The 20,146-nt window shown below is 72.8% G+C and carries 20 protein-coding genes and 1 riboswitch; of the genes, 7 read left to right on the top strand and 13 right to left on the bottom strand.

The genetic code is table 11. The features are described from left to right. Positions 1-15: 15 nt before the first annotated feature. From ACH3VR_RS13120 to ACH3VR_RS13110, 3 genes are all read right to left on the bottom strand, one after another. On the bottom strand, positions 16-804 hold the full coding sequence (locus tag ACH3VR_RS13120; protein WP_397556756.1) for an energy-coupling factor transporter transmembrane component T family protein: 789 nt from the start codon (positions 802-804) through the stop codon (positions 16-18). Further along, positions 801-2,276 (bottom strand): ABC transporter ATP-binding protein, encoded by a 1,476-nt coding sequence (locus tag ACH3VR_RS13115; RefSeq protein ID WP_397556755.1) that lies wholly within the window; start codon positions 2,274-2,276, stop codon positions 801-803. Before ACH3VR_RS13115 ends, ACH3VR_RS13120 begins: the two co-directional genes overlap by 4 nt. 1 nt (position 2,277) lies before the next feature. Continuing rightward, positions 2,278-2,907: an ECF transporter S component gene (locus ACH3VR_RS13110; protein ID WP_397556754.1), complete on the bottom strand. Its 630-nt coding sequence runs from the start codon at positions 2,905-2,907 to the stop codon at positions 2,278-2,280. Next, a riboswitch (TPP riboswitch) is annotated at positions 2,900-3,008 on the bottom strand. (Overlaps the previous gene by 8 nt.) A gap of 37 nt (positions 3,009-3,045) precedes the next feature. Between ACH3VR_RS13110 and ACH3VR_RS13105 the strand changes: the two genes are divergently transcribed. Beyond that, positions 3,046-4,545 carry a D-alanyl-D-alanine carboxypeptidase family protein gene (locus ACH3VR_RS13105; RefSeq protein WP_397556753.1) on the top strand — a complete coding sequence of 500 codons (1,500 nt, stop codon included), beginning with the start codon at positions 3,046-3,048 and terminating at the stop codon, positions 4,543-4,545. 25 nt (positions 4,546-4,570) lie between these two features. Here the strand turns inward: ACH3VR_RS13105 and ACH3VR_RS13100 are convergent, their stop codons facing one another. Genes ACH3VR_RS13100 through ACH3VR_RS13085 form a run of 4 tightly spaced genes read right to left on the bottom strand, consistent with a single transcriptional unit; the run spans position 4,571 to position 8,012 of the window. After that, positions 4,571-5,500, bottom strand: coding sequence for a J domain-containing protein (locus tag ACH3VR_RS13100; protein WP_397556752.1), 930 nt, complete (start codon positions 5,498-5,500; stop codon positions 4,571-4,573). Between the two features lie 15 nt (positions 5,501-5,515). Continuing rightward, the gene (locus tag ACH3VR_RS13095) at positions 5,516-6,031 is read right to left on the bottom strand and encodes a hypothetical protein (protein ID WP_397556751.1); all 516 of its coding nucleotides are present in this window, start codon (positions 6,029-6,031) and stop codon (positions 5,516-5,518) included. Next, positions 6,028-6,936: an LssY C-terminal domain-containing protein gene (locus ACH3VR_RS13090; protein ID WP_397556750.1), complete on the bottom strand. Its 909-nt coding sequence runs from the start codon at positions 6,934-6,936 to the stop codon at positions 6,028-6,030. The genes ACH3VR_RS13095 and ACH3VR_RS13090 overlap by 4 nt, the downstream gene beginning before the upstream one ends. A gap of 5 nt (positions 6,937-6,941) precedes the next feature. Beyond that, positions 6,942-8,012, bottom strand: a complete 1,071-nt coding sequence (locus ACH3VR_RS13085) for an enoyl-CoA hydratase/isomerase family protein (protein WP_397556749.1) — start codon at positions 8,010-8,012, stop codon at positions 6,942-6,944. Positions 8,013-8,173: 161 nt separating this feature from the next. Here ACH3VR_RS13085 and ACH3VR_RS13080 point away from each other — a divergent pair, with 161 nt between their 5' ends. The 3 genes from ACH3VR_RS13080 (at position 8,174) to ACH3VR_RS13070 (ending at position 11,648) form a co-directional block, all read left to right on the top strand. Continuing rightward, entirely contained in the window at positions 8,174-10,345 is a 2,172-nt protein-coding gene (locus ACH3VR_RS13080) for an ATP-binding cassette domain-containing protein (RefSeq protein ID WP_397556748.1), read from the top strand. Beyond that, positions 10,342-11,166, top strand: coding sequence for an ABC-2 transporter permease (locus ACH3VR_RS13075; protein WP_397556747.1), 825 nt, complete (start codon positions 10,342-10,344; stop codon positions 11,164-11,166). The genes ACH3VR_RS13080 and ACH3VR_RS13075 overlap by 4 nt, the downstream gene beginning before the upstream one ends. A gap of 77 nt (positions 11,167-11,243) precedes the next feature. After that, on the top strand, positions 11,244-11,648 hold the full coding sequence (locus ACH3VR_RS13070) for a GNAT family N-acetyltransferase (RefSeq protein WP_397556984.1): 405 nt from the start codon (positions 11,244-11,246) through the stop codon (positions 11,646-11,648). A 7-nt stretch (positions 11,649-11,655) separates the two neighbouring features. On the opposite strand, the gene ACH3VR_RS13065 is transcribed toward ACH3VR_RS13070, so the two are convergent. The 6 genes from ACH3VR_RS13065 to ACH3VR_RS13040 all read right to left on the bottom strand — a co-directional run bounded on the left by ACH3VR_RS13065 (position 11,656) and on the right by ACH3VR_RS13040 (position 15,845). Continuing rightward, positions 11,656-12,108, bottom strand: coding sequence for a hypothetical protein (locus ACH3VR_RS13065; protein ID WP_397556746.1), 453 nt, complete (start codon positions 12,106-12,108; stop codon positions 11,656-11,658). Between the two features lie 106 nt (positions 12,109-12,214). Next, positions 12,215-13,015 carry a uroporphyrinogen-III synthase gene (locus tag ACH3VR_RS13060; RefSeq protein WP_397556745.1) on the bottom strand — a complete coding sequence of 267 codons (801 nt, stop codon included), beginning with the start codon at positions 13,013-13,015 and terminating at the stop codon, positions 12,215-12,217. Between the two features lie 218 nt (positions 13,016-13,233). Next, positions 13,234-13,506 carry a hypothetical protein gene (locus ACH3VR_RS13055; RefSeq protein ID WP_397556744.1) on the bottom strand — a complete coding sequence of 91 codons (273 nt, stop codon included), beginning with the start codon at positions 13,504-13,506 and terminating at the stop codon, positions 13,234-13,236. Then, entirely contained in the window at positions 13,496-13,897 is a 402-nt protein-coding gene (locus ACH3VR_RS13050; RefSeq protein WP_397556743.1) for a phage holin family protein, read from the bottom strand. Before ACH3VR_RS13050 ends, ACH3VR_RS13055 begins: the two co-directional genes overlap by 11 nt. Before the next feature lies 1 nt (position 13,898). After that, positions 13,899-14,291, bottom strand: coding sequence for a hypothetical protein (locus tag ACH3VR_RS13045; protein ID WP_397556742.1), 393 nt, complete (start codon positions 14,289-14,291; stop codon positions 13,899-13,901). A 102-nt stretch (positions 14,292-14,393) separates the two neighbouring features. Next, positions 14,394-15,845, bottom strand: a complete 1,452-nt coding sequence (locus tag ACH3VR_RS13040; protein ID WP_397556741.1) for a protoporphyrinogen/coproporphyrinogen oxidase — start codon at positions 15,843-15,845, stop codon at positions 14,394-14,396. Between the two features lie 103 nt (positions 15,846-15,948). Here ACH3VR_RS13040 and ACH3VR_RS13035 point away from each other — a divergent pair, with 103 nt between their 5' ends. The 3 genes from ACH3VR_RS13035 to ACH3VR_RS13025 all read left to right on the top strand — a co-directional run bounded on the left by ACH3VR_RS13035 (position 15,949) and on the right by ACH3VR_RS13025 (position 20,011). Then, positions 15,949-16,515 (top strand): HhH-GPD-type base excision DNA repair protein, encoded by a 567-nt coding sequence (locus ACH3VR_RS13035; protein WP_397556740.1) that lies wholly within the window; start codon positions 15,949-15,951, stop codon positions 16,513-16,515. Beyond that, the gene (locus tag ACH3VR_RS13030) at positions 16,512-16,937 is read left to right on the top strand and encodes a DUF1801 domain-containing protein (RefSeq protein ID WP_397556739.1); all 426 of its coding nucleotides are present in this window, start codon (positions 16,512-16,514) and stop codon (positions 16,935-16,937) included. The genes ACH3VR_RS13035 and ACH3VR_RS13030 overlap by 4 nt, the downstream gene beginning before the upstream one ends. A 167-nt stretch (positions 16,938-17,104) precedes the next feature. Then, positions 17,105-20,011, top strand: a complete 2,907-nt coding sequence (locus ACH3VR_RS13025; RefSeq protein ID WP_397556738.1) for an ATP-binding protein — start codon at positions 17,105-17,107, stop codon at positions 20,009-20,011. Positions 20,012-20,146 lie beyond the last annotated feature (135 nt).

The raw sequence follows: 20,146 nt of genomic DNA, 5'->3' as shown, positions 1-20,146 counted from the left end.
GAGGGGCGGGGCCCGCTACGCCGGGCCGAGGATGAAGTTCCACGTCCCTGCGAGCACCGCGGCCGTCACGGCGAGGACCGAGATGGCGGCGCCGATGGCCATGAGCACCCACTCACGCCCGCCGAAATGCGACTCCCGCGCCCACGTGCGCTCGACGGGGGCGCCGAACCCGCGCGCCTCCATCGATGTGGCGAGCTTCGACCCGCGGCGGATCGAGAGGACGAGCAGCGCGAAGGCCATGCCGAGGAAGCGCCGGAGACGACCTCGATCGGCCACCCCACGCGCGCGGCGGGCGAGCTCGAGCGCGCGCCAGTCGTCGATGAAGAGGCCGACCATGCGCAGGCCCGCCAGGGCGCCGAGCACGAACCGCGCCGGAAGGCGCAGCACCTGCGCGAGGCCGTCGGCGAGGTCGGTCGGATCGACAGTCACGAACAGCACGACCGACGGCAGCGCGATCGCGAGGACGCGGAAGAACGTCGCGACGGCGAGTTCGATCGACCCCTCGCTGATCCGCACGAAGAACCAGTCGACGTAGACCTCGCCCGAGGTGGCGCCGTAGAGCGCGATCGTGACGGCGGTGAGCGGCGCCGCGATCCAGACGGGGAGAGTCCTCGTCCAGAACTCCCGCCACCCGATGCCGGCGAACGGGAAGAGCAGGCACTCGAGCACGAGTGCGACCGCCGCCGACACCCAGTCGAGGGTCAGCACGAGCGGCAGCGCGATGAGCGCGCTCGCACCGAGCTTGGCGACGGGGTTGATGCGCGCGACGGCGCCGGTGCGCGCGCGGGCGTCGAGGAGGGTCATCCCTCCCCCTTCCCGAGCGCGAAGACGTCGGCGCCGAGCGCCCGCACCACGTCGAGGTCGTGGGTGATCGCGACGACGGCCGCGCGCTCGTCGCCGTCGAGGCCGTCGCGCAGCCGCGCGAGCAGGGCGACCAGCTCGGCCCAGGTTCGGGCGTCCTGCCCGAACGTGGGCTCGTCGAGAACGAGCACGCGCGGCCGCGTCGCGAGCGCGGCGGCCACCGTGAGCCGGCGCTTCTCGCCGCCCGACAGCGTGAACGGGTTCGCCGCGGCGAGGGCGTCGAGGCGCAGCCGCACGAGCAGGTCGTCGACGCGTGCGTTCGTCGCGGCGTCGTCGAGCCCGAGCGCGCGCGGACCGACCTCGAGCTCTTCGCGCACGGTCCGCGCCAGAAGCTGGTGCTCGGGGTCCTGGAAGACGGTGCCGATGCGCGTCAGGAGCTGCCGCGAGGTCCAGCGGATCGGCGCGGCGCCCGCGCCGTTCGCGAGCGCGGGCGCAGCGGTGACAACGCCGGCCGCCGGCGGGAGGAGCCCCGCGAGCGTCAGCCCGAGCGTCGACTTCCCTGCGCCGTTGGGCCCCGTGAGAGCGAGCACCGAGCCTTCGCGCAGGTGGAGGTCGATGCCCGATGCGACGGGGACGCCGCGAACCCGCTCGACGGCGAGCCCGTGCGCCGACACGAGCGCCTCACCCGCCGCGGCCGGGGGCGGCGGCGGAACCGCGGGCGGGATGCCGGGGACCCAGACACCCTGCTCCGTGAGCCGGCGCCCCTCCCGGGCGAGCACGACATCGGGCGACCCGTCGGCGACGACCCCGCCCGCGCCGAGCACGATGACGCGCGTCACGAGCGGCAGCCACACCTCGACGCGGTGCTCCACGACGACGAGGGTCGCGGGATGCCGCTCGAGGAGGTCGGCGACGGCCTCGCGCACCTCGGCGACCCCGCCCGGGTCGAGATTCGCGGTGGGCTCGTCGAGCAGGAGCAGCCCCGGGCGCATCGCGAGTGCGCCGGCGAGCGCGAGCCGCTGCTTCTGTCCCCCCGACAGCGCCTTCGTCGCACGATCGAGGGGAAGATCGAGCCCGACGGCGTCGAGTGCTTCACCGACGCGCGGCCAGATCTCGGCTCGCGGGACGCCGAGGTTCTCGCAGCCGAAGGCGACATCGTCGCCGACGCGGGCGAGCACGACCTGCGCGTCGGGATCCTGCAGCACGAGACCCGCCGTTCCGCGCACGGCCGCGGCATCCCGCCCGCCGATCAGCAGACCGCCCGCGGACTCGCCCTCGTCGTCGCCGCCGAGCACGCCCGCGAGTCCGTGCAGCAGCGTCGACTTGCCCGACCCCGACGAGCCGAGCAGGAGCACCCGCTCGCCGGGTTCGATGCGGAACGTGACGTCCTGCAGCGCCCATGCGCGGCGGCTCGCGTGACGCCACCCCCAGCCGCGCGCCTCGACGACGGCAGGGGTGGGAGCAGCCGACGGCACGCTACACGCGGGCGCGCGCTTCGCGGCCCGACGCGAAGCGGTCGAGGGCGCCGGTCGCCGCAAGTCCGCGCGTCACGAGCCACGGCAGAAGCCCCGCGATGACGGCGCCCGAGATGGTGGTCGTGATGAGGTACGTGATCGTGAACTGCGTGTTCGAGCCCGCGTACCACAGCACGAGATTGTTGACGCCTCCCGCGATCGCGGCGCCCGCACCGGCGAGCATCGCGACGGGGAGCGTCCAGACGCGGTAGGCGAAGATCAGGAAGACGATCTCGGCCCCGATCCCCTGCACGAGGCCGGCCTCGAGCGTGAGGAAGCCGCCCCACTGGTTGCCGACGAGCGCCGAGACGACCGCGGCGAGCGTCTCGACGTAGAGCGCAGCGCCGGGCTTGCGGATGATGAGCGCACCGAGCACCCCCGCGAACAGCCACGGTCCGTCGAGGAGGCCCTGCAGGCCCGGCAGGAGAGGCTGGAGGAGGGCCGAGGGGCCGAGGTAGCCGACGTTCCAGAACAGGAAGATGAGGCCGGATGCGACGCCGATGACGCTGGCGACGACGATGTCGACGACCCTCCAGCGAAGACGGCGGGTGGTCTGCGCGACCGAGGCGGACGCGGACGTGGAAGCGTTCATGTTCTCTCCTCCCTGCGCTGGCATGATCCAGATCAGGTTCGACGGTCGAAGCGTGGTCGCTTCCTCTCAGCCCGGCACACCGGACTCCCGTGGTTGTGGTGCCGAGTATACCGCGGCACGACGGGGTAAATTTGGCAGGTGACCCTCGCCGATACGGAGCCTCCTGCGCACGACGACGTGCACGGGGACGCGGGCGACGTGCTCGTCGCGCCGGGCGACGTGCTCGTGCAGGAGCCCGTCGCGCCCGAGCACGAGGCATCCGTCCCGCTCAAGAAGCCCGGCAAGCCGCTGGGCGAGCCGCGCGTCGCATTCGGGTGGGTGGACGAGGGCGTCGTCGGCACGACTTCGCTCGTGCCCGCCGATCTCCGGGTGGCCACGACTCCGTACGTCGCCGTCCCGGCGGACCTGCTCGCGCGCCCGCCGAGGCGCTCGCCGCTGCGTCCCGGCGTGCTCGTTCCGATCGCGATCATCGCGGCGCTGATCGGCGGATACTCCGCCACGACGCTGCTGTGGCCGCTCACGGCGGTGACCCCCACGATCGAGGCCGTGCAGGTCGACTCCGCGCCGGCCCCCGCGACCACGCCCGCCTGGCCTGCCCAGGGCTCCGGCGCCGTCGCGGTCGCGGGCTTCGACGGCGTCGTCGGCTCGACGGCCGATGCGGCGCCCATCGCGAGCATCACGAAGGTCGTGACGGCTCTGCTCGTCCTCGAGTCGCAGCCGCTCGCCGTCGGCGAGCAGGGGCCGGAGTACCGGTTCACGGCGGCCGACCGCGTCAAGTACTGGGGCTATCGGTCACGTGGCGAGTCCGCGCTCGACGTGCCGGTCGGCGGCACCCTCACGGAGTACCAGCTGCTCGAGGGCATGCTGATCGGCTCGGCCAACAACTACGCCGATCGCCTCGCGAGCAACCTGTGGCCCAGCGACGCCGTCTACGCGAGCGCCGCGAACGGCTGGCTCGCGGCGCACGGCCTGAACGGCATCGCCGTCGTCGAGCCGACGGGCTTCGACGCGCGCAACACGGCGAGCGCGGCATCCCTCATCCCGCTCGCCGAGAGGGCTCTGGCCAACCCCGTCATCGCCGAGATCGTCGCTAAGTCCGAGGTCGACCTGCCCGGTGCCGGCCACGTCACGAGCACCAACGGGCTGCTCGCCGACCCCGGCGTCATCGGCGTGAAGACGGGATCGCTCGACACCTTCAACCTGCTCGCCGCGAAGAACGTGACGATCGGCCAGACCCCCGTGCGCCTCTATGCCGCCGTGCTGGGCCAGCCCGACGACAACGGCCGCATCGAGGCGACGCGAGCCCTCTTCACTCAACTCGAGGCGGAGCTGCAGACCGAGCCGTCCGTGACGGCGGGGACGACCGTGGGCGTGATCGACACGGAGTGGGGCGAGCACGTCGAGGTGAAGACGGTCGGCGACGCTTCCGTCGTGCTGTGGAACGGCGCAGCCGGCACCGTCTCGACCGACCTGTCGCTCGGCGACCACCGTGACAAAGGCGACGACGTGGGCACGCTGAACGTCAAGGGTCCGCTCGACTCGTCGACGGTCGACGTCGTGCTCGCGGGCGACATCGAGCCGCCGTCGGCCTGGTGGCGCCTGACGCACCCCCTCGAGCTCTTCGGCCTCGCGGGCTGATCTCGCCCCGCCAGCCCCGGGACCGCTACACGTAGCGGACGGCGTGCTGCAGGCGCGTGCGGATGTCGAAGACCTCGTTGCCGCCCACCTCGCGCGCGCCCGTGACCCCTCGGCGCAGCACCGTCGACAGGGCGCTGCGCGACACGATCGCGACGGGCACGCCGCGCACCCGGCCGAGCTCCTCGATGGGCTGATCGAGGTCGTCGTCGGGGAGCACGACGATCGCCCCGCTGAACTTCACGCGGGCGGCGCGTGCGACGGTGCGAAGTCGCGCGAGGAGCGCCGCGATGGGGGCGCCGTCGACGCCGTCGCCCACGAGCTCTCCGCGCTTGATGCGGACGGGGCCGCCGAAGTCCTCCGACAGCACGCCGTAGAGCCCGCTCGGGCCGAGCACGACGTGGTCGACCTTCTCGTCGGACGCGTGGCCCGCGGCGACGTCGTGCCACACGGTGTACCCCATGCCGAGGTCGGCGACGACGCGCGCCGTCGCCTCTTCGGCCAGCGCGTCGGCGAGGAGCCGCCGCAGATGGTGGGGCGCGGACCGCACGAGCGCGGGATCGTACGGATCGGGCATCTCGACGCCCCGCCCGACCCATTCGCGCATGAGCGACAGGTAGCGCTCGCGCCGCCAGCCGCCGGGCTGCCCGTACGAGCGCGCCTTCGGGCGCGTGTCGGCCGGGCGGGAGGGCGGGCGCCAGGCGGGAGCGTCCGGGCTGAACGACGGTGCGGCCGCCGCCCCGAAGCCGTGCCCGCGGTCGTAGGCGACGCGCGCCTGCGGAGTGCCGACGAGCGCCCACGCGCGCTGCACCTGGATGAAGACGGATGCCTCTCCCCCCGTGTCGGGGTGCGTCTGACGCAGTCGCAGGCGATACGCCTTGCGCAGGCCCTCCTCGTCGACCGTGGGCTCGACGCCGAGCACCTGGTAGGCGGACGCGGACAGGGGGGAATCGAACATGCGGCGGGGCACCTCTCAGCGCTGCTCGTTGCGCCGAGCGTACGCGGCCGCGCTGCGGCTGGACAGCGCGAGGAGGATCAGCGTATCGAGCGCTGTGGTGAGCAGGCTCGTCTTCAAGGTGATCTCCAGGTCGTAGAGCCACCACGATCCGAAGGCCGCTGAGATCGAGAGCACCGCGAACACCATGACGATGACGCGGGGCCAGTTGTGGCCGCGCAGGATGAACACGGCGAGCACGGCGTCGAAGATCAGCACGACGCTGATGATGCCGACCACGATCCACAGCCCGATACCCGCGGCCTCCCCCGCCGTGAGGCCGTCGATCGCGACGGCGCTCTCGGTCGCGACGAGGTTCCAGTTGAGGGCGAGTTCGCCGAGGAAGAGCAGCCCGACGACGACACGAAGGAAGACGAGCAGGGCACCCGCGACGGTCGTCGGGGGCCGCTTCATGTCGGGGCGGTACCCCGGCGGGCGCAGCAGCCTGCGTGCCGGCTCGTACGAGGGCCGCTTCGCGGAGGAGGCCGTCGTCATGTCGCCGCCCCCTGCTCCGGGGTCGTCTGCACTGCGGTCGTCTGCACCGCGGGCGCCTCCTCCAGGGTGACGTCGCGCACGTCGACGATCGGCAGGTCGCCGTCGGTGCTGATCGAGTCGCCGCCGCCGTTGCGGGCGTGGTACCCGGTCGAGAAGTCCTCGATGAGCCGGATGTCGATGCGCGGATCGGCGACGATGAGCGTGGAGATGATGTGGTCGCGCTCGATGTCGGTCTCGGCGTCGATCTTGTGCGTGATCTGCAGGGTGAACAGCGACAGTCCGACGCGCCGGTCGAACGTGCCTGCGGCGAGCCAATCGACGCGGCGTCCGCCGGGGAGCAGCCAGTCTTCGGGGCACTGCCAGAACCGCACATGGTGGCGCTGGGCGGGGCTGTCGTCGACGTCCTGCTGATACGCGAAGTCCTGCGCGCGCCCGAAGAGGAACAGGGGGCTGACGGGCGCCTCGTCGTAGCTGCGGCGGGTGAGGGTCGAGGCCACGATGCGCCACGTCGAGGTGATCGTGATCGGGTCGGCGCGCGTCCAGCCCGCCGCCCGCATGGCCGCCTCGATCTGCTCGCCGGTGCCCATGAAGGCGAGGTTGACCGGGTCGCCGAGCAGTCCGTCGCTCGTGCGCGTGCGGCCGATGAAGTAGTCGGGCACGTAGATCGTCGTGAGGATGCGGTGCAGTCGCGGCAGCACGAGATACGCCAGCAGCGCCCAGAAGACGATCGCGAAAAGGATGCCCCACCAGCCCACGTTGAACGTCTCGGTGAGGCTGAGGTAGGCCAGCCACACGGCGGCGAGCCCCGCGAACACGAAGAAGAACCAGTCGAGCGCGACGCCGAGAGACCAGCCACGGCCCGGGCGCGCGGCGGCCCCGTCGTGGTTCCTCGCCGCACGCGCCATCGGGCTCAGCTCCAGAGCGGAACCGTCGGCGCGAACGAGAAGGCCGATGCCGTGGCATCCGGTGACAGCTCGGCGAGGCTCGCGGGCTGCCAGCGCGGCGAGCGGTCCTTGTCGACGACCTGCGCGCGGATGCCCTCCGCGAGGTCGGGCTGGGTCGTGGCGAACCACATCACGAGCCCGTACTCCTGAGCGAGCGCGTCGCGCAGGCTCGGCAGGCCGCGCACGCGGCGGATGGCTTCGAGCGTCACGCTCAGGCCCGTCGGCGAGAGCTCCTCCAGCAGGTCGGCGGTGGCCTGTGCTTCCGGTTCGGCGCTCGCGCGCAGCCGCTCGATGATCTCGGCCACGGTGTCGGCGGCGAACGCGTCGTCGATCCACGCGCGGGCCGTCGCGAGGCGCGACGGGTCGGGCGTCTCGTCGAACAGCAGCACGAGCTCGGCGGGGCCGCTCGGATCGGCGCGCGTCGCAAGCGCGTCGACGAACCCCTCGAGGCTGCCGGTCGGCACGAGGTGGTCGGCGAATCCCGCGTACACGGCATCGGCGGCATCCATCACGGCCCCGGTCAATCCGAGGTACTCGCCGAGGCGCCCCGGCGCGCGCGACAGCAGCCATGTGCCGCCGACGTCGGGCGTGAACCCGATGCGCGTCTCGGGCATCGCGAGCTTCGAGCGCTCGGTGACGACGCGGAACGGCGCGTGACCGGCCAGCCCGATGCCGCCGCCCATCGTGATGCCGTCGGCGATGGCGACGATGGGCGTCGGGTACTCCGAGATGCGGGCGTTGAGCGCGTACTCCTCGCGGAAGAACAGCGCGGATGCCTCGGCATCGCCGCCCACGGTGCGCTCGTAGAGTCCGCGGACGTCGCCTCCCGCGCACAGGCCCCGATCCCCCGCGCCGTCGAGCACGATCGTGTCGATGTCGCGGTCGCGCTCCCACCCGTCGAGGGCGGCGGAGAGCGCCCGGATCATGTCGAGGTCGAGCGCATTGATCGCCTTCGGACGGTTGAGTGTGAGCCGTCCGAGCGAGCCCTCGGCTCGCACGACGACCTTGTCTTCCGCAGTGATGCCCCCATCGCCCACGGTGCAACGTTACCGTCCCGGCTGTGGCGGGTCTCGGTGGCTGCCGAGGAGGCCGCCGCGGGCCTCGACGCACTGCACGGCGTGCCCTCCCCAACTCCCCGCACGAAGAGGGGTTTTCCGCAAAGATAGGGGGATCGGCTCGCTACGAGAGAGGGTTCTGCATGCCCGACGGACAGGTGCTGGAATTCTCCGGAGTCACCAAGCGCTTCGGCGCCGTGACGGCTGTTGACGGATTCAGCGCACGGGTCGAGCCGGGCCGGGTCACGGGATTCCTCGGACCCAACGGCGCCGGCAAGACGACGACCCTCCGGGTGCTCCTCGGCCTCGTGCGCGCCACGGGCGGCGCGGCGACGATCGGCGGCGTCCCCTACGCGAAGCTGCGCAATCCGCTGCAGTCCGTCGGCGCCGTGCTCGAGGCATCCAGCTTCCATCCCGGCCGCTCCGGTGCGAACCACCTGAAGGTCTACGCGGCGGCTGCCGGCCTGCCCGCCTCCCGCGTCGAGGAGTCGCTCGGGCTCGTCGGCCTCGCAGACGTCGCCGGCCGCAAGGTGGGCGGCTACTCGCTCGGCATGCGCCAGCGCCTCGGACTCGCGTACGCGATGCTCGGCGACCCCGGCGTGCTCGTGCTCGACGAGCCCGCCAACGGGCTGGACCCCGAGGGCATCAAGTGGATGCGCGGACTCCTCCGGGAGCTCGCCCGTCAGGGCCGCACGGTGTTCGTGTCGTCGCACCTGCTCGCCGAGGTGCAGCAGACCGTCGACTCGCTGATCGTCATCTCCGCCGGACGCCTGGTCTTCCAGGGCGCGCTCGCCGATCTGTCCGACCCGTCGGAGTATGCGACGGTCGTCGACTCCCCCGACCGCGCCGGGCTGTCGGCCGCCCTGCGCGCACACCACGTCGACGTCGAGGTGCTGCGTTCGGGGCTCACGGTGCGCGGGCACGATCCCGTCGAGGTCGGGCAGATCGCCGCCGACGCGGGGATCGCCCTGTCGTCGCTGCAGCGTCGCGGGCCCGCGCTCGAGGAGGTCTTCCTCGACCTCGTGAACGGGGTGCGGGTGCACCCGAGCGCGTCGGGGGCGACCGAGGTGCCGGTGGCCGCGGACGGCGTCGCTGCCGCGGCTGCTGCCGGCCTCGTGGCGGCGGGCGAGTCCGAGCATGACGAAGAGGCGGAGGCGGAAGCCGCTGAGCCCGCGATCGCCGAGCCGGAAGCCGCTGAGGGCGGCGCCGGGACCGAGGATGCTTCGGCGGAGGACGCCGCCGAAGCGGCCGTCGAGGCGCCCACCGGATCTCCCGTCGAAGGAGGCGAACCTGCCGTCGACGAGTCAGCTCCTGGTGAAGCGGAGGACGGAGCCGAAGAGCTCGGCGCGGCGCCCGTCGTCGCGGGCCTCGCGGTCGCGGCCGCAGCGGAGCACGACTCGCAGGATGCCGCGGCGGAGGACGCGAGCGCAGCCCCGCCCCCCGGCGACGCCGAGACCCTCGAGTCGGACGAGCCTGCGGAGTGGGACGAGTCGCCCGACGACGACGAGCCGGAGAACGCCGACGCCGGCGCCGAGGACGGCGGCAGAGACGGCGAGCAGACGGAGTCGCCGAATTCCACCCACCCGGGGTTCGCGGTCGCGAGCACGGGCATCATCGACATCATCCCCGCGACGAGTCCGAAGTCGGCTGCCGAGTCCTCGGCGGAGCGCGAGGCATCCGCCGAGCCCGAATCCGCCGACGAGGCCGAGCCCGAGGCCGAGGCATCGGCCGAGCCCGAATCCGCCGACGAAGCCGAGCCCGAAGCCGAGCCTGAATCCGCCGACGAGGCCGAGGCATCGGCCGAGCCCGAAGCCGAGCCCGAGGCATCCGCGGAGCCCGAGGCATCCGCCGACGGGGCCGAGTCCGAGGCCGAGTCCTCCGCCGAGCCCGAGCCCGAAGCGGCGAGCGAGTCGAGGCTCGAGGCCGAGGGCGCTGAATCCCCGAGCGTCGACGACATCGACGAGATCGATGGGCAGCTCTCGGCACCACCCTCGTCCGACGCCGACGACCGCCCGTGGGAGCACTACGTCAAGACCGACGCCGACCGCGACGCCGACCGGTTCTTCGCCTCCTTCGATCACGAAGCGGACGGCGCCGCAAGCGATGGCGGTGACCGCCCCGCAGAGCCCGAGGGCGGTGCCAATCTGCCCGTGTCGGAACTCGAGACTCCGGCGCCGGAAGACCTCGGCGGCGCGCCGCCCGAGTGGCAGGCGCAGCCCGAGCCGCTGCCCGAGACCGACGAGGCCGACGCCGGCCCCGATGCCGGCGACGATCATCGAGAATCCGATGACTCCGAGGGAGGTGAGCCGCGATGAGCCTCGCCGCTGTCACGCGCTCGGAGACGACGAAGCAGTTCACCACGTCGATGTGGTGGATCCTCGCGATCGTGCTGTTCGCCTATGTCGGCTTCACCGCGTCCGTGCTGGCGTTCGTGTTCTCGGCGTCGGCGACCGGCGCCCTGCCGGGCAATGCACCGCAGATCCCCGCCGAGGGCCTTCCCGCGGTGCTGTACAGCACCGCGACCTCGGTCGGCTACGTCTTCCCGCTGCTGATCGGCACCCTGGCCGTCACGGGGGAGTTCCGCCACCAGACGCTGACGCCGACCTTCCTCGCGACGCCGCGACGCGGCACCGTGCTCGTCGGCAAGCTCGCGGTGGGGGTGCTTCTCGGCGTGCTGTACGGGATCGTCGGGATCTTCGCGGCGGTCGGCCCATCGGCGGGCTTCCTGGCCGGGTACGGCCTCGACACCGACTTCACGTCGTCCGACACGTGGGCGATGCTCGGCCGGATGGTGCTCGCCTACGTGCTGTGGGTGTTCATCGGCATCGGCATCGGCGCGCTGGTGCGCAACCAGGTCGGTGCGATCGTGGGCGTGCTCGTGTTCACGCAGTTCCTCGAGCCGGTCGCGCGAGCGGCCGCGTCGTTCGTCGACGGACTGTCCGATGTCACGAAGTACCTGCCGGGTGCCGCGAGCGACGCGCTCGTCGGAGCGAGTGTCTTCTCGGTGAGCACCGCGACGACCGGCTCGACGAGCGACCCGCTCGAGTGGTGGGTCGGCGCGCTCGTGCTGCTCGGCTACGGCATCCTGTTCGTCGTGCTCGGCTGGCTGTCCAGCTGGCGCCGCGACGTCAGCTGACGCTCGAGGCCGCACGCGTGGACCTTCGCCTTCGGAGCGAGACCGACGTCGAGGCGTTGACGGCGTTCCTGACAGAGATGGATCTCACCCTCAGCGGACTGGACGCGCCCGGCGTGCGGCTGTGGCTCGACCGCGACGCGCGGGGGGAGATCGTCGGCAGCACGGGCTACGAGATCAGCGCGGACGGCCGTCACGCGCTGATCCGGAGCGTCGCAGTGCGTCCCTCCCGGCGTTCTCAGGGCGCGGGGAGCTCCCTGGCACGATTCGCGCTCGATCGTGCAGCCGGGGAGGGAGCGACCACGGCGTGGCTGTTCAGCCGCCGTTCGGGGCCGTTCTGGGAGGGCCTGGGGTTCGAACCGGCCGATCGGGACGACCTCGCGAGAGCACTCGCCGACACCCATCAGGTGCGGCTCTTCCGGCAGACCGGTCAGCTCGACCGGGAAGTCGCATGGTCGCGAGTCCTGGCCGATCCTCGCGGCTGAAACGACTTCAGACGCCGGGCGCGGGCACCGGCGCAGCGCGCGGGCGCCTCGGCTTGCGCGCAGCCCGGGCCTCGGCGGCGATCTCCGCGACGTCGGCGGCCTCGTCGGCCACATCGAGCCGCAAGGCCTCGACCAGCGCGAGGCCGTGACGCGTCGTGAGCACGATGCGGTCGAACTCGGCATGCTCTTCGAGGTCGATCACGACACCGGCACGATGGCGGCGGATGACGACGAAGTCGGTGCCGCCCGCCGACTTCCACGTGCCCATCGCCACCACGCCCCGCACGTGCGTGCCGGGCGACGGGACTCCGCGGAGCCATGTCCACGCGTCATCCGTCAGCTGCACCTTGGCGATCGCGGCGCGCTCGATCGTGACATTCCCCTTGCGGAATGCGAGCAGGCGCTCGGTGCCCGACAGCACGACCTCGAGTCGTGTCGAGTCGAGCAGGAGCGTCACCATGCGACTAGTCTGCCAGCGGCCGGTGACGACGACCCGGCGGTTTGCTCACAGGACGGCAACGATCCGTTTATCGCGCATCGACAAGCCGAGGACGGATCGGCTGGGGTCAGGGGGCGAACTCGTCGGCGGCGTGCGGCAGCGGGAAGCGCGCGACGGCGTCGATGAGGGCGTCGACGGTCTGCCGCTCGGCGATGACGTCGACCGGGAGACCCGCACGGCGGGCGTCTTTCGCGGTGCGAGGACCGATCGCCGCGATGAGCGTCGTCGGGGGCACCTCGGGGAACTGGTCGTGCACCTGCTCGGCGACCGAGCCGCTGGTCACGAGGATCGCATTGATGCGCCCGCTGCGCACGTCCTCGGCGATCTTGTCGGTGACCGGCACACCCACGGTGCGATAGGCGACGACGCTGCGCACCCGGTGGCCCGCTTCGTCGAGCATCCGCGTCAGCACGGGCTTGGCGATCTCGCTGCGCAACGTGAGGATGTCCCGCGGCTCGGGCTCGAGCGCGATCATCTGCTCGGCCATGCCGGCGGCGGAGTTGTCCCGATCGGGAACGAGGTCGACACGATAGCCGACGGCGGTCAGGGCCGCCGCGGTCGTTTCACCGACGGCCGCGACCCGGGTCTTGGCGGGGATCACGGCGCGATAGGCGTAGAGCACGTCCACGGTCGTCGCGCTCGTGAGGGTGAGCCAGTCGAAGGCTCCCGCGGCGAGATCGGACAGGGCCTCTTCGAGCGTCGCCTGATCGTTCGTCGGAGCGAAGTTGATGAGCGGTGCGATCACGGGCGTCGCGCCCTGGCGCCGGAGGGATGCCGCGACCCCGTCGCCCCACGGACCGCCGCGCGGGACGAGCACGCGCCAGCCTGCGAGGGGCTTGGCGTCGGAAGGCCGTGGTGATGCATTCATGGGGTCGACTCTCGGTGGGTACTACTCAGTCGACCGCCCCATGTAACGAGCAGCCGACGTGCGACATGCGAACTCCGTGCAAGTGGAGGTCCGCGCCGTCGGCAGCATCCGCGCCATCGCACTGCCTGCCTCTTACCATACCCCTGCTGACCGTCGCCTGTCCGTTCGGCATCCACAGGGCGAGGCCGGGGACGCGCAGACGCACCGCGCGACGGGGGTCAGCGAGTGTACGCGCGGACCATCGACCAGACGATGGCGCCCACCGCGGCGGCCGCGGCGGCGACCACGGCGGTGGCCCCCGCGGGGTTGTCCTTCGCGAAGGCGCGCGCCTGGCGCTTCAGGCGGTCGCTCGTACGTTCGATGCGACGCGGCACGTTGGCCTTGTCCTCGATCGCGGCGAGCGCGGCCTTGAGCTCCGTCCTCGCCTTCTCGACGGGGTCGGTGATGCCGAGCGGGACGGCGGTGCGGGGCACCGGAACCTCAGAGCTCATCGCGCACTATCTCCACATCCTTGACGATCGCCTGGACCGGGTTCTCACGACCCACGACCTTCTTCCAGCGCCGATAGCCGAGGAAGCCCATGAGCGCCGCGCCGAGGAGCAGCACGACGAGCACGATCAGCGAGGCGACCCACACCGGCATCCACGACGAGAGCCCGATGATGATGAAGGCCAGCAGCAGCGGGATCGACCAGAACAGCAGGAAGAGTGCCCCGACGATCCAGCCGGAGCCGATGCCGGCATCCTTCGAGGTGCGGCGGATCCACGCCTTCGCGGCCTCGATCTCCGCCATGACGAGGTTGCGGACGAGCTCGGGGACTTCGCCGAGGAGGGTGAGAAGCCCATCGTCGGCGCGGTCGCGGAAGCCGCGAGGTGTCGTCATGTCACGCTCCGCCGCGGCCCGCGTCGGAGCTGTCGTCGAACGCGTCGTCGACGGCGTCCTTCACGGCCGAGGCGGAGGTCGCCGCAGCGGCGTCGATGTCGGCGGCGGAGTCCTTGCCCGCCTTGATCGCGTCGTCGAGCTTCTGACCGGGCGTCGTGCCCTTCGACGACGCGGCCTTGGTCACCTTGACGGCGCTGTCCCACAGCGTCGAAGGCAGTGCCATGGCCTGCTGCTTCGCGAAGTCCTTGACCTTGCCGACCTGATCCTGCACGGGGTCGAGGTTCCACACTTTGAGAGCCTGCGCCTTGATCTGCTCGTAACGCTCGCGACCGGCGCGCGAACCGAGCACGTAGCCGGCGGCCAGACCGATGACGAGTCCTACCTTGCCTTTCATGGGCGCGTCTCCTCACGCTTGCGGGTGGTGCGTGGTCCCAGGTTAGTCCCGCATGCCGATTCCGGCATCCGCCTTGACAGATCCTCACACCGCAAGGAGGACTCACTCCCCCGGTTCGTTCCAGAGCATCATCCGGCGCACTCGGTCGCCCTCCTTCAGGGCGTCCGGCACGACCTGCGCCAGGCCGGAGCCGGCGAGCCACGCGCCGACCGCGGCAAGGCCATCGACGGTCCGGATCGCCTGGCGCGCCGCATCGGCGGCCTCGGCGTGGCCGAGCGCCGACGCGGGTCGCGGCGGCTCGAATGGCGCGCGCGCGGCACCGCGCACGTCGCGCAGGCCGACGCCGAGCAGAGTGGATGCCTCGCCCCGAGCAAGCTCCGCGGCTGCCGCGTCGTCGAGGCCGGCTGTCGCGGCGGGCTCGCCGGCGGCGCCGAAGAAGACGCGCAGCACGCGCACACCCGACCCGGCCGCGGCGGCGACCCACGGCCACCGCGCCGTCGAGTCGACGACCGCGACGGCGCGCGACGTGCCCGGCAGCGGGTACACGGCGGCCAGCGGCGCCGCATCGAGCGCGGCGTCGGCGACGACGAGCGTCACGACCTCGACGGGGTGGACGACCTCGACCGGTGCGTCGAGCGACGGGACGACGGGCGCGAGCAGACGGCGAGCCTCGGCCTCGGGCGTCGCGACGACGACCTGGTCGGCGGCATCCGCCTCCGGCGCGTCGCCCGCCGTCTCCACGGTCCACCTCCCGTCGTCGTGCCGCTCGAGCCGGTCCGCCCGCACGCCCGTGCGCACGACGGCGCCGAGCTCGACGAGCCGCTCATGCGCGGCTTCGACGAGCTGCGGCATCCCTCCCGCGAGACCCTCGAGCCGCGGGCCGGGGGTGGCGTCGACGAGCAGGTCGAAGACCGCGCCGCTGAGTGACCCCGTGCGGGTGAGCGCCGTGCTGAGACCCGGCGCGACGGCCTCGACGTCGACATCGTCGGGGTGCGTGCCGTAGACGCCGAGGCTCAGGGGTGCCACGAGGCGCTCCAGCACGGCGTCGCCCATGCGCGTGCGGACGAGCTTGCCGAGGCTGCGCTCCTTGCCGATGGTCAGCGGGGGGCGCACGCGATCGAGATACGCGCGCCACGTGCCGCGCCACCCGATGATGCGGCGCACCCGCACGTCCCAGGGGTTGTCGGGGATGCCGACGATGGAGCGCTCCGGCAGCGGGGCGACCCCGGGCAGCCCGCCGATCCACGTGTCCGTCACGGCGGCCGGCACGATCGCCGCGGCGAGTCCGAGCTCCTCGGCGAGCGCGCGCACGGCGGCGCCTCGGATCGACCAGCCCTCGACAGCCGCGTCGAGGGAGAGCCCGCCCGCCTCGACGGAGCGGATCGCGCCGCCGAGCCGATCGGATTGCTCGATGAGCGTGACCCGCAGCCCGACCTTGGCGCATTCGAGCGCCGCGACGAGCCCCGCGATGCCGCCGCCCACGACGACGACGTGCTTCTCCTGCGCGGCCGAGGCGACCTCGTCGAGTGCCTCGGCGGGTTGTTCTTCGGCCATGCGCTCCTCCCTGTCCATCCTCGCATCGCCGCCGCCACGCGCCGGCGCGGGCAGTCGCGCTCGACGGTGGCCCGCCGTCGTCACCCGGTGCGAGACTGGCGGCATGACGCTCCACATCACGGGCGACGAGGCCGCCGACCGCCTGCTCACCGACGACCCGCTCGCCCTGCTCATCGGCATGCTCCTCGACCAGCAGGTCGCGATGGAGACGGCGTTCTCGGGGCCGCTCAAGATCGAGCAGCGCGTCGGATCGGTGGATGCCGCGACCCTGTCCGGCTACGACCCCGAGGCGTTCGTCGAGGTCTTCCGCACTCCCCCGGCCGTGCACCGCTACCCCGGGTCGATGGCAGGCCGGGTGCAGTCGCTGTGCGCCGCGCTCGAGCAGGACTGGGGCGGCGACGCCGCCGCGCTGTGGACGCGCGACGACCCCGACGGACGGGAAGTCCTGCGCCGGCTCAAGGCCCTGCCCGGCTTCGGCGAGCAGAAGGCCAGGATCTTCCTCGCGCTCCTCGGCAAGCAGTACGGGTTCACGGGAGAGGGCTGGCGCGAGGCATCCACCCCCTACGGCGACGAGGGCACGCACCGCAGCGTCGCCGACATCACGAGCCCCGAGTCGCTCGCGAAGGTGCGCGAGCACAAGCGCGCGATGAAGGCGCAGGCCAAGGCATGAAGCCCACCGGCGGCGACGTCGCCGCGTTCGTCGCCGCCGTGACCCCGGCCGTGCGTCGACGCGACGCCGAGACGATGATCGCGATGATGTCGGAGGTGAGCGGCCGCGAGCCGGTGCTGTGGGGCACGATCGTCGGCTTCGGCTCGTATCACTACCGCTACCCGACGGGCACCGAGGGCGACGTGCCGCTGCTCGGCTTCTCGCCCCGCCGGCAGGCCACGACCGTCTATCTGCTCGATCCTCGCGACAGCGCCGCACCCGACCTGTCGAAGCTGGGGCCGCACACGACGGGCGCGTCGTGCGTCTACCTCAAGGATCTCGCCGACATCGACCTCGACGTGCTCCGCGCGGCACTGACCCAGTCCCTCGCGCGGCTCACCTCGGGGGCCGTCGACTACGCCGAGATCACCGTTACGGGCTGACCGGCCGCCGACGGGCCCGCCCGGCCGGCCCGACCCCGCCCGGCTCCCCATCGACAGATCAACCACGGATCCGCAGGTCGATGCCGCGCCGATCGTCCTGTGAATGCGTGGTTGACCTGTCGTTCGTGTGGGCCGGGAGATGAGCGCGGCCGTCCTATCGTTGATCCGTGCGGCTGAGGTTCTTCGGCGGCCTCGCCCTGGCGGACCCCGCGGGCGAGGCGATCACCGTGCACGGGCGCGGACAGCAGGCGGTGCTGTTCCGGCTCGCCGTCGATGCCGGCACGACGGTCGGCTACCGGCCGCTGTCCGAGGATCTCTGGCCCGACGATCCGCCCGAGGATCCGCGCGCGGCGCTCCAGTCGCTCGTCTCGCGGCTGCGCCGGTCGATGGGGGCGGATGCCGTCGAGTCCACGCCGGGCGGCTATCGCCTCTCGATGACGCGCGACGAGGTCGACGTGACGCGGTTCCAGGATCTCGTCGCCGAAGCGCGCACCCGTTCCGACCCGACGGCGGCCGCCGATATCGCCCGCACCGCGATCGACCTCTGGACCGGCGAGCCGTGGACACCCGGCCCCGAGTTCGACTGGGTCGTGCGCGACCTGCTCGAAGACCGCGCGCACGCCGAGCGGCTCGTCCGGGCGACGCTGGCCGCCGACGCGACCGCGGGTTCCTCCGGACGCCTAGGGGCGGCGCCGACCTCGTCCGCACGGTCGGTGATCCCCGCGGCGCTGACACCACTCGTCGGGCGCCAGCGCGAGCTCGCCACGATCGGCGCGCAGCTCAGCGCCGAGCGGCTCGTCACGCTGATCGGACCGGGCGGAGCGGGCAAGACGACGCTCGCTCTCGAGACGGCACGTGCCTGGGGCGACGCGACCGTCGTGGTCGAGCTCGCCCCGGCCGCTCCGGGCGAAGTGTGGGCCGCGGTCGCCACGGCAGCGGGTCGCAGCATCCGGCTCGCCGACACGACGACCACCGCGACACCCACCTCTTCCCGGCAGCGCGCGCTCGACGCCCTCGCGGGCCGGCCCGTGCTCATCGTCCTCGACAACTGCGAGCATGTGTCCGGCGAGGCCGCGGAGGTGGCGCTCGCGCTGCTGCGCGCGACGCCGACCGCACGTCTTCTCGCGACGAGCCGTGAGCCGCTCGGCGTCGCCGGCGAGGCGTTCGTCGACCTGGGCCCCCTCCCCGCCGACGACGCGATCGAGCTCTTCTCGCGCCGCGTCCGCGCCGCGCGGGGCGAGGCGCCCGCGCCGCGCGAGTCGGACGCGGTCGAGCGCATCGTCCGCCGGCTCGACGGCCTGCCCCTGGCCCTCGAACTCGCCGCGGCACGCGCGCGGACGCTCACCCTCGCCGAGATCGACGAGGGTCTCGATGACCGCTTCGCCCTGCTCGCGACGGGTCCGCGGACCGCCGACCCACGTCACCAGACGCTGCGCGCGCTCATCGACTGGAGCTGGGAGACGCTCACCGATCCCGAGCGCGAGGCGCTGCTCGCGGCATCCGTCTTCCCCGACGGCATCACGGCCGCCGACGCCAGCGTCGTCGCGCGGGTGTTCGGGACAGATGCCGCAGCCTTCGACCAGCTCGTCGACCGATCTCTCCTGCGGCGCGGCGACGGCGGCTATCGCATGCTCGAGACGGTTCGCGAATACGGCATCGATCGTCTGCGCTCCGACGGGCGGGAAGAGGAGGCACGCGGCCGCCAGGCCGCCGCGATGGCCGAGCTCGCGCGTACGCGGGAGCCCCTCCTGCGCGGGCCCGGCGTGCGCGACGGCCTCGCCTGGTTCGACGCGAACGACGAGAACCTCTCGGCGGCGCTGCGAGCGTGCGCCGAGCAGCCGGGCCTGTTCGAGACGGGCGTCGAGCTGGTCCGGGCGTCGCTGTGGCCGAGCCTCATGCGCGAGCGCTTCGACGAGCTCTCCGACGGCATACGCCGGTTCACGGCGCTCGACGCCGACCTGGACACGGAGGCCGCCGTCGTGATCAACGGGGTCGGGCTGCTCCTCGGCCTCATGTCGGCGGCCGCGGGCGCGGCGGGCGACGAGCCCGCCCCCGGTGCAGTCGACCTCGCCGACTTCGACGGGCGACGTGCGCGCCTCGTCGAGGCGGCGGCGCGGCATCCGTCGGAGCTCACCGCCGTCATCCCGCCGCTGCTCGCCGCGGCGGCCCAGGCCATCGCAGGGCAGGAGCGCGGCTGGGGCTGGTCGCGGCGCTTCGAGATTCCGGCGGCGTCTCCCGACGCACCGGAGTGGTCGCACGCGTTCGTCAGTATGATCCGCTCCGCCGTCGCGCAGAACAGCGGAGAGGTCGACACACTCGGCGTCGAGAGCGAGCGTGCCGTGCGCACCTTCCGCGAGCTCGGCGACGTATGGGGCATCGCGTTCGCGAGCCAGATGCGGTCGGAGTGGCTCATGCTCGAGGGGCGCCTCGCCGAGGCCCTCGAGGTCGCCGACGCCTCGACGGCGGGCTTCACGGGGCTGACCTCGGTCTCCGACCTCCTGCAGCAGCGCGCGCAGGGCCTCGGCATACTGCTGCGGCTCGGGCGCCTCGATGACGCGCGCGCCCGGCTCGCCGAGATCGAGGCGACGGCGCGTGCCGACGGCTCCGACCGCGCCCTCGCGCAGGCCCGGATGGCGGCGGCGACCGTCGAGATCGCCGCGGGCGACGGGGCGGCCGCGCTCGCTCACATCGACGGGCTCGGCACGACGATCCCGCCGGAGTTCCCCGACCAGCTCCAGGCGTGGGCGAGCTCCAAGCGCGCGCAGGCTCTCGTGCTGGTCGATCGGCCGGACGAGGCCGCCGCCGCGCTGCGCGTCGCGCTGCCGCTCGCCTTGCGCAGCGGAGATCAGCCGATCATCGCGGACGTCGCGCTGAGCCTGGCCGGCTGGTTCGCCGTGACGGGACAGGATGCCGCAGCCCGCCGCGCCCTCGGCGCTTCGATCTCGCTGCGCGGCCGTCCGGACGCCGCCGACCCCTTCTACCGCCGGGTCGTCGAGCGCGTCGCCGCGGCGCCGGAGGAGTCCCCAGACACCGCGCACGACGAGCTCCAGCGCCTGGGCGAGCTGCTGCCCTGACCGCGACACGACGAGATCGCACGGACGGCGACGCGGCGTGAGCCGCGGCCGCCGCTGGGCACAGCGGCGGAGACTCGGTCGCGACACGCCGGGACGAGGCATCCCGTCCCGGCGTGTCGCTCGCCGACTCCGCCG

This window comes from Microbacterium alkaliflavum (assembly GCF_044325405.1).
In the GTDB taxonomy this organism is placed as follows: Bacteria; Actinomycetota; Actinomycetes; order Actinomycetales; family Microbacteriaceae; genus Microbacterium; species Microbacterium alkaliflavum.
This window is presented reverse-complemented; position numbering and strand designations above follow the sequence as displayed.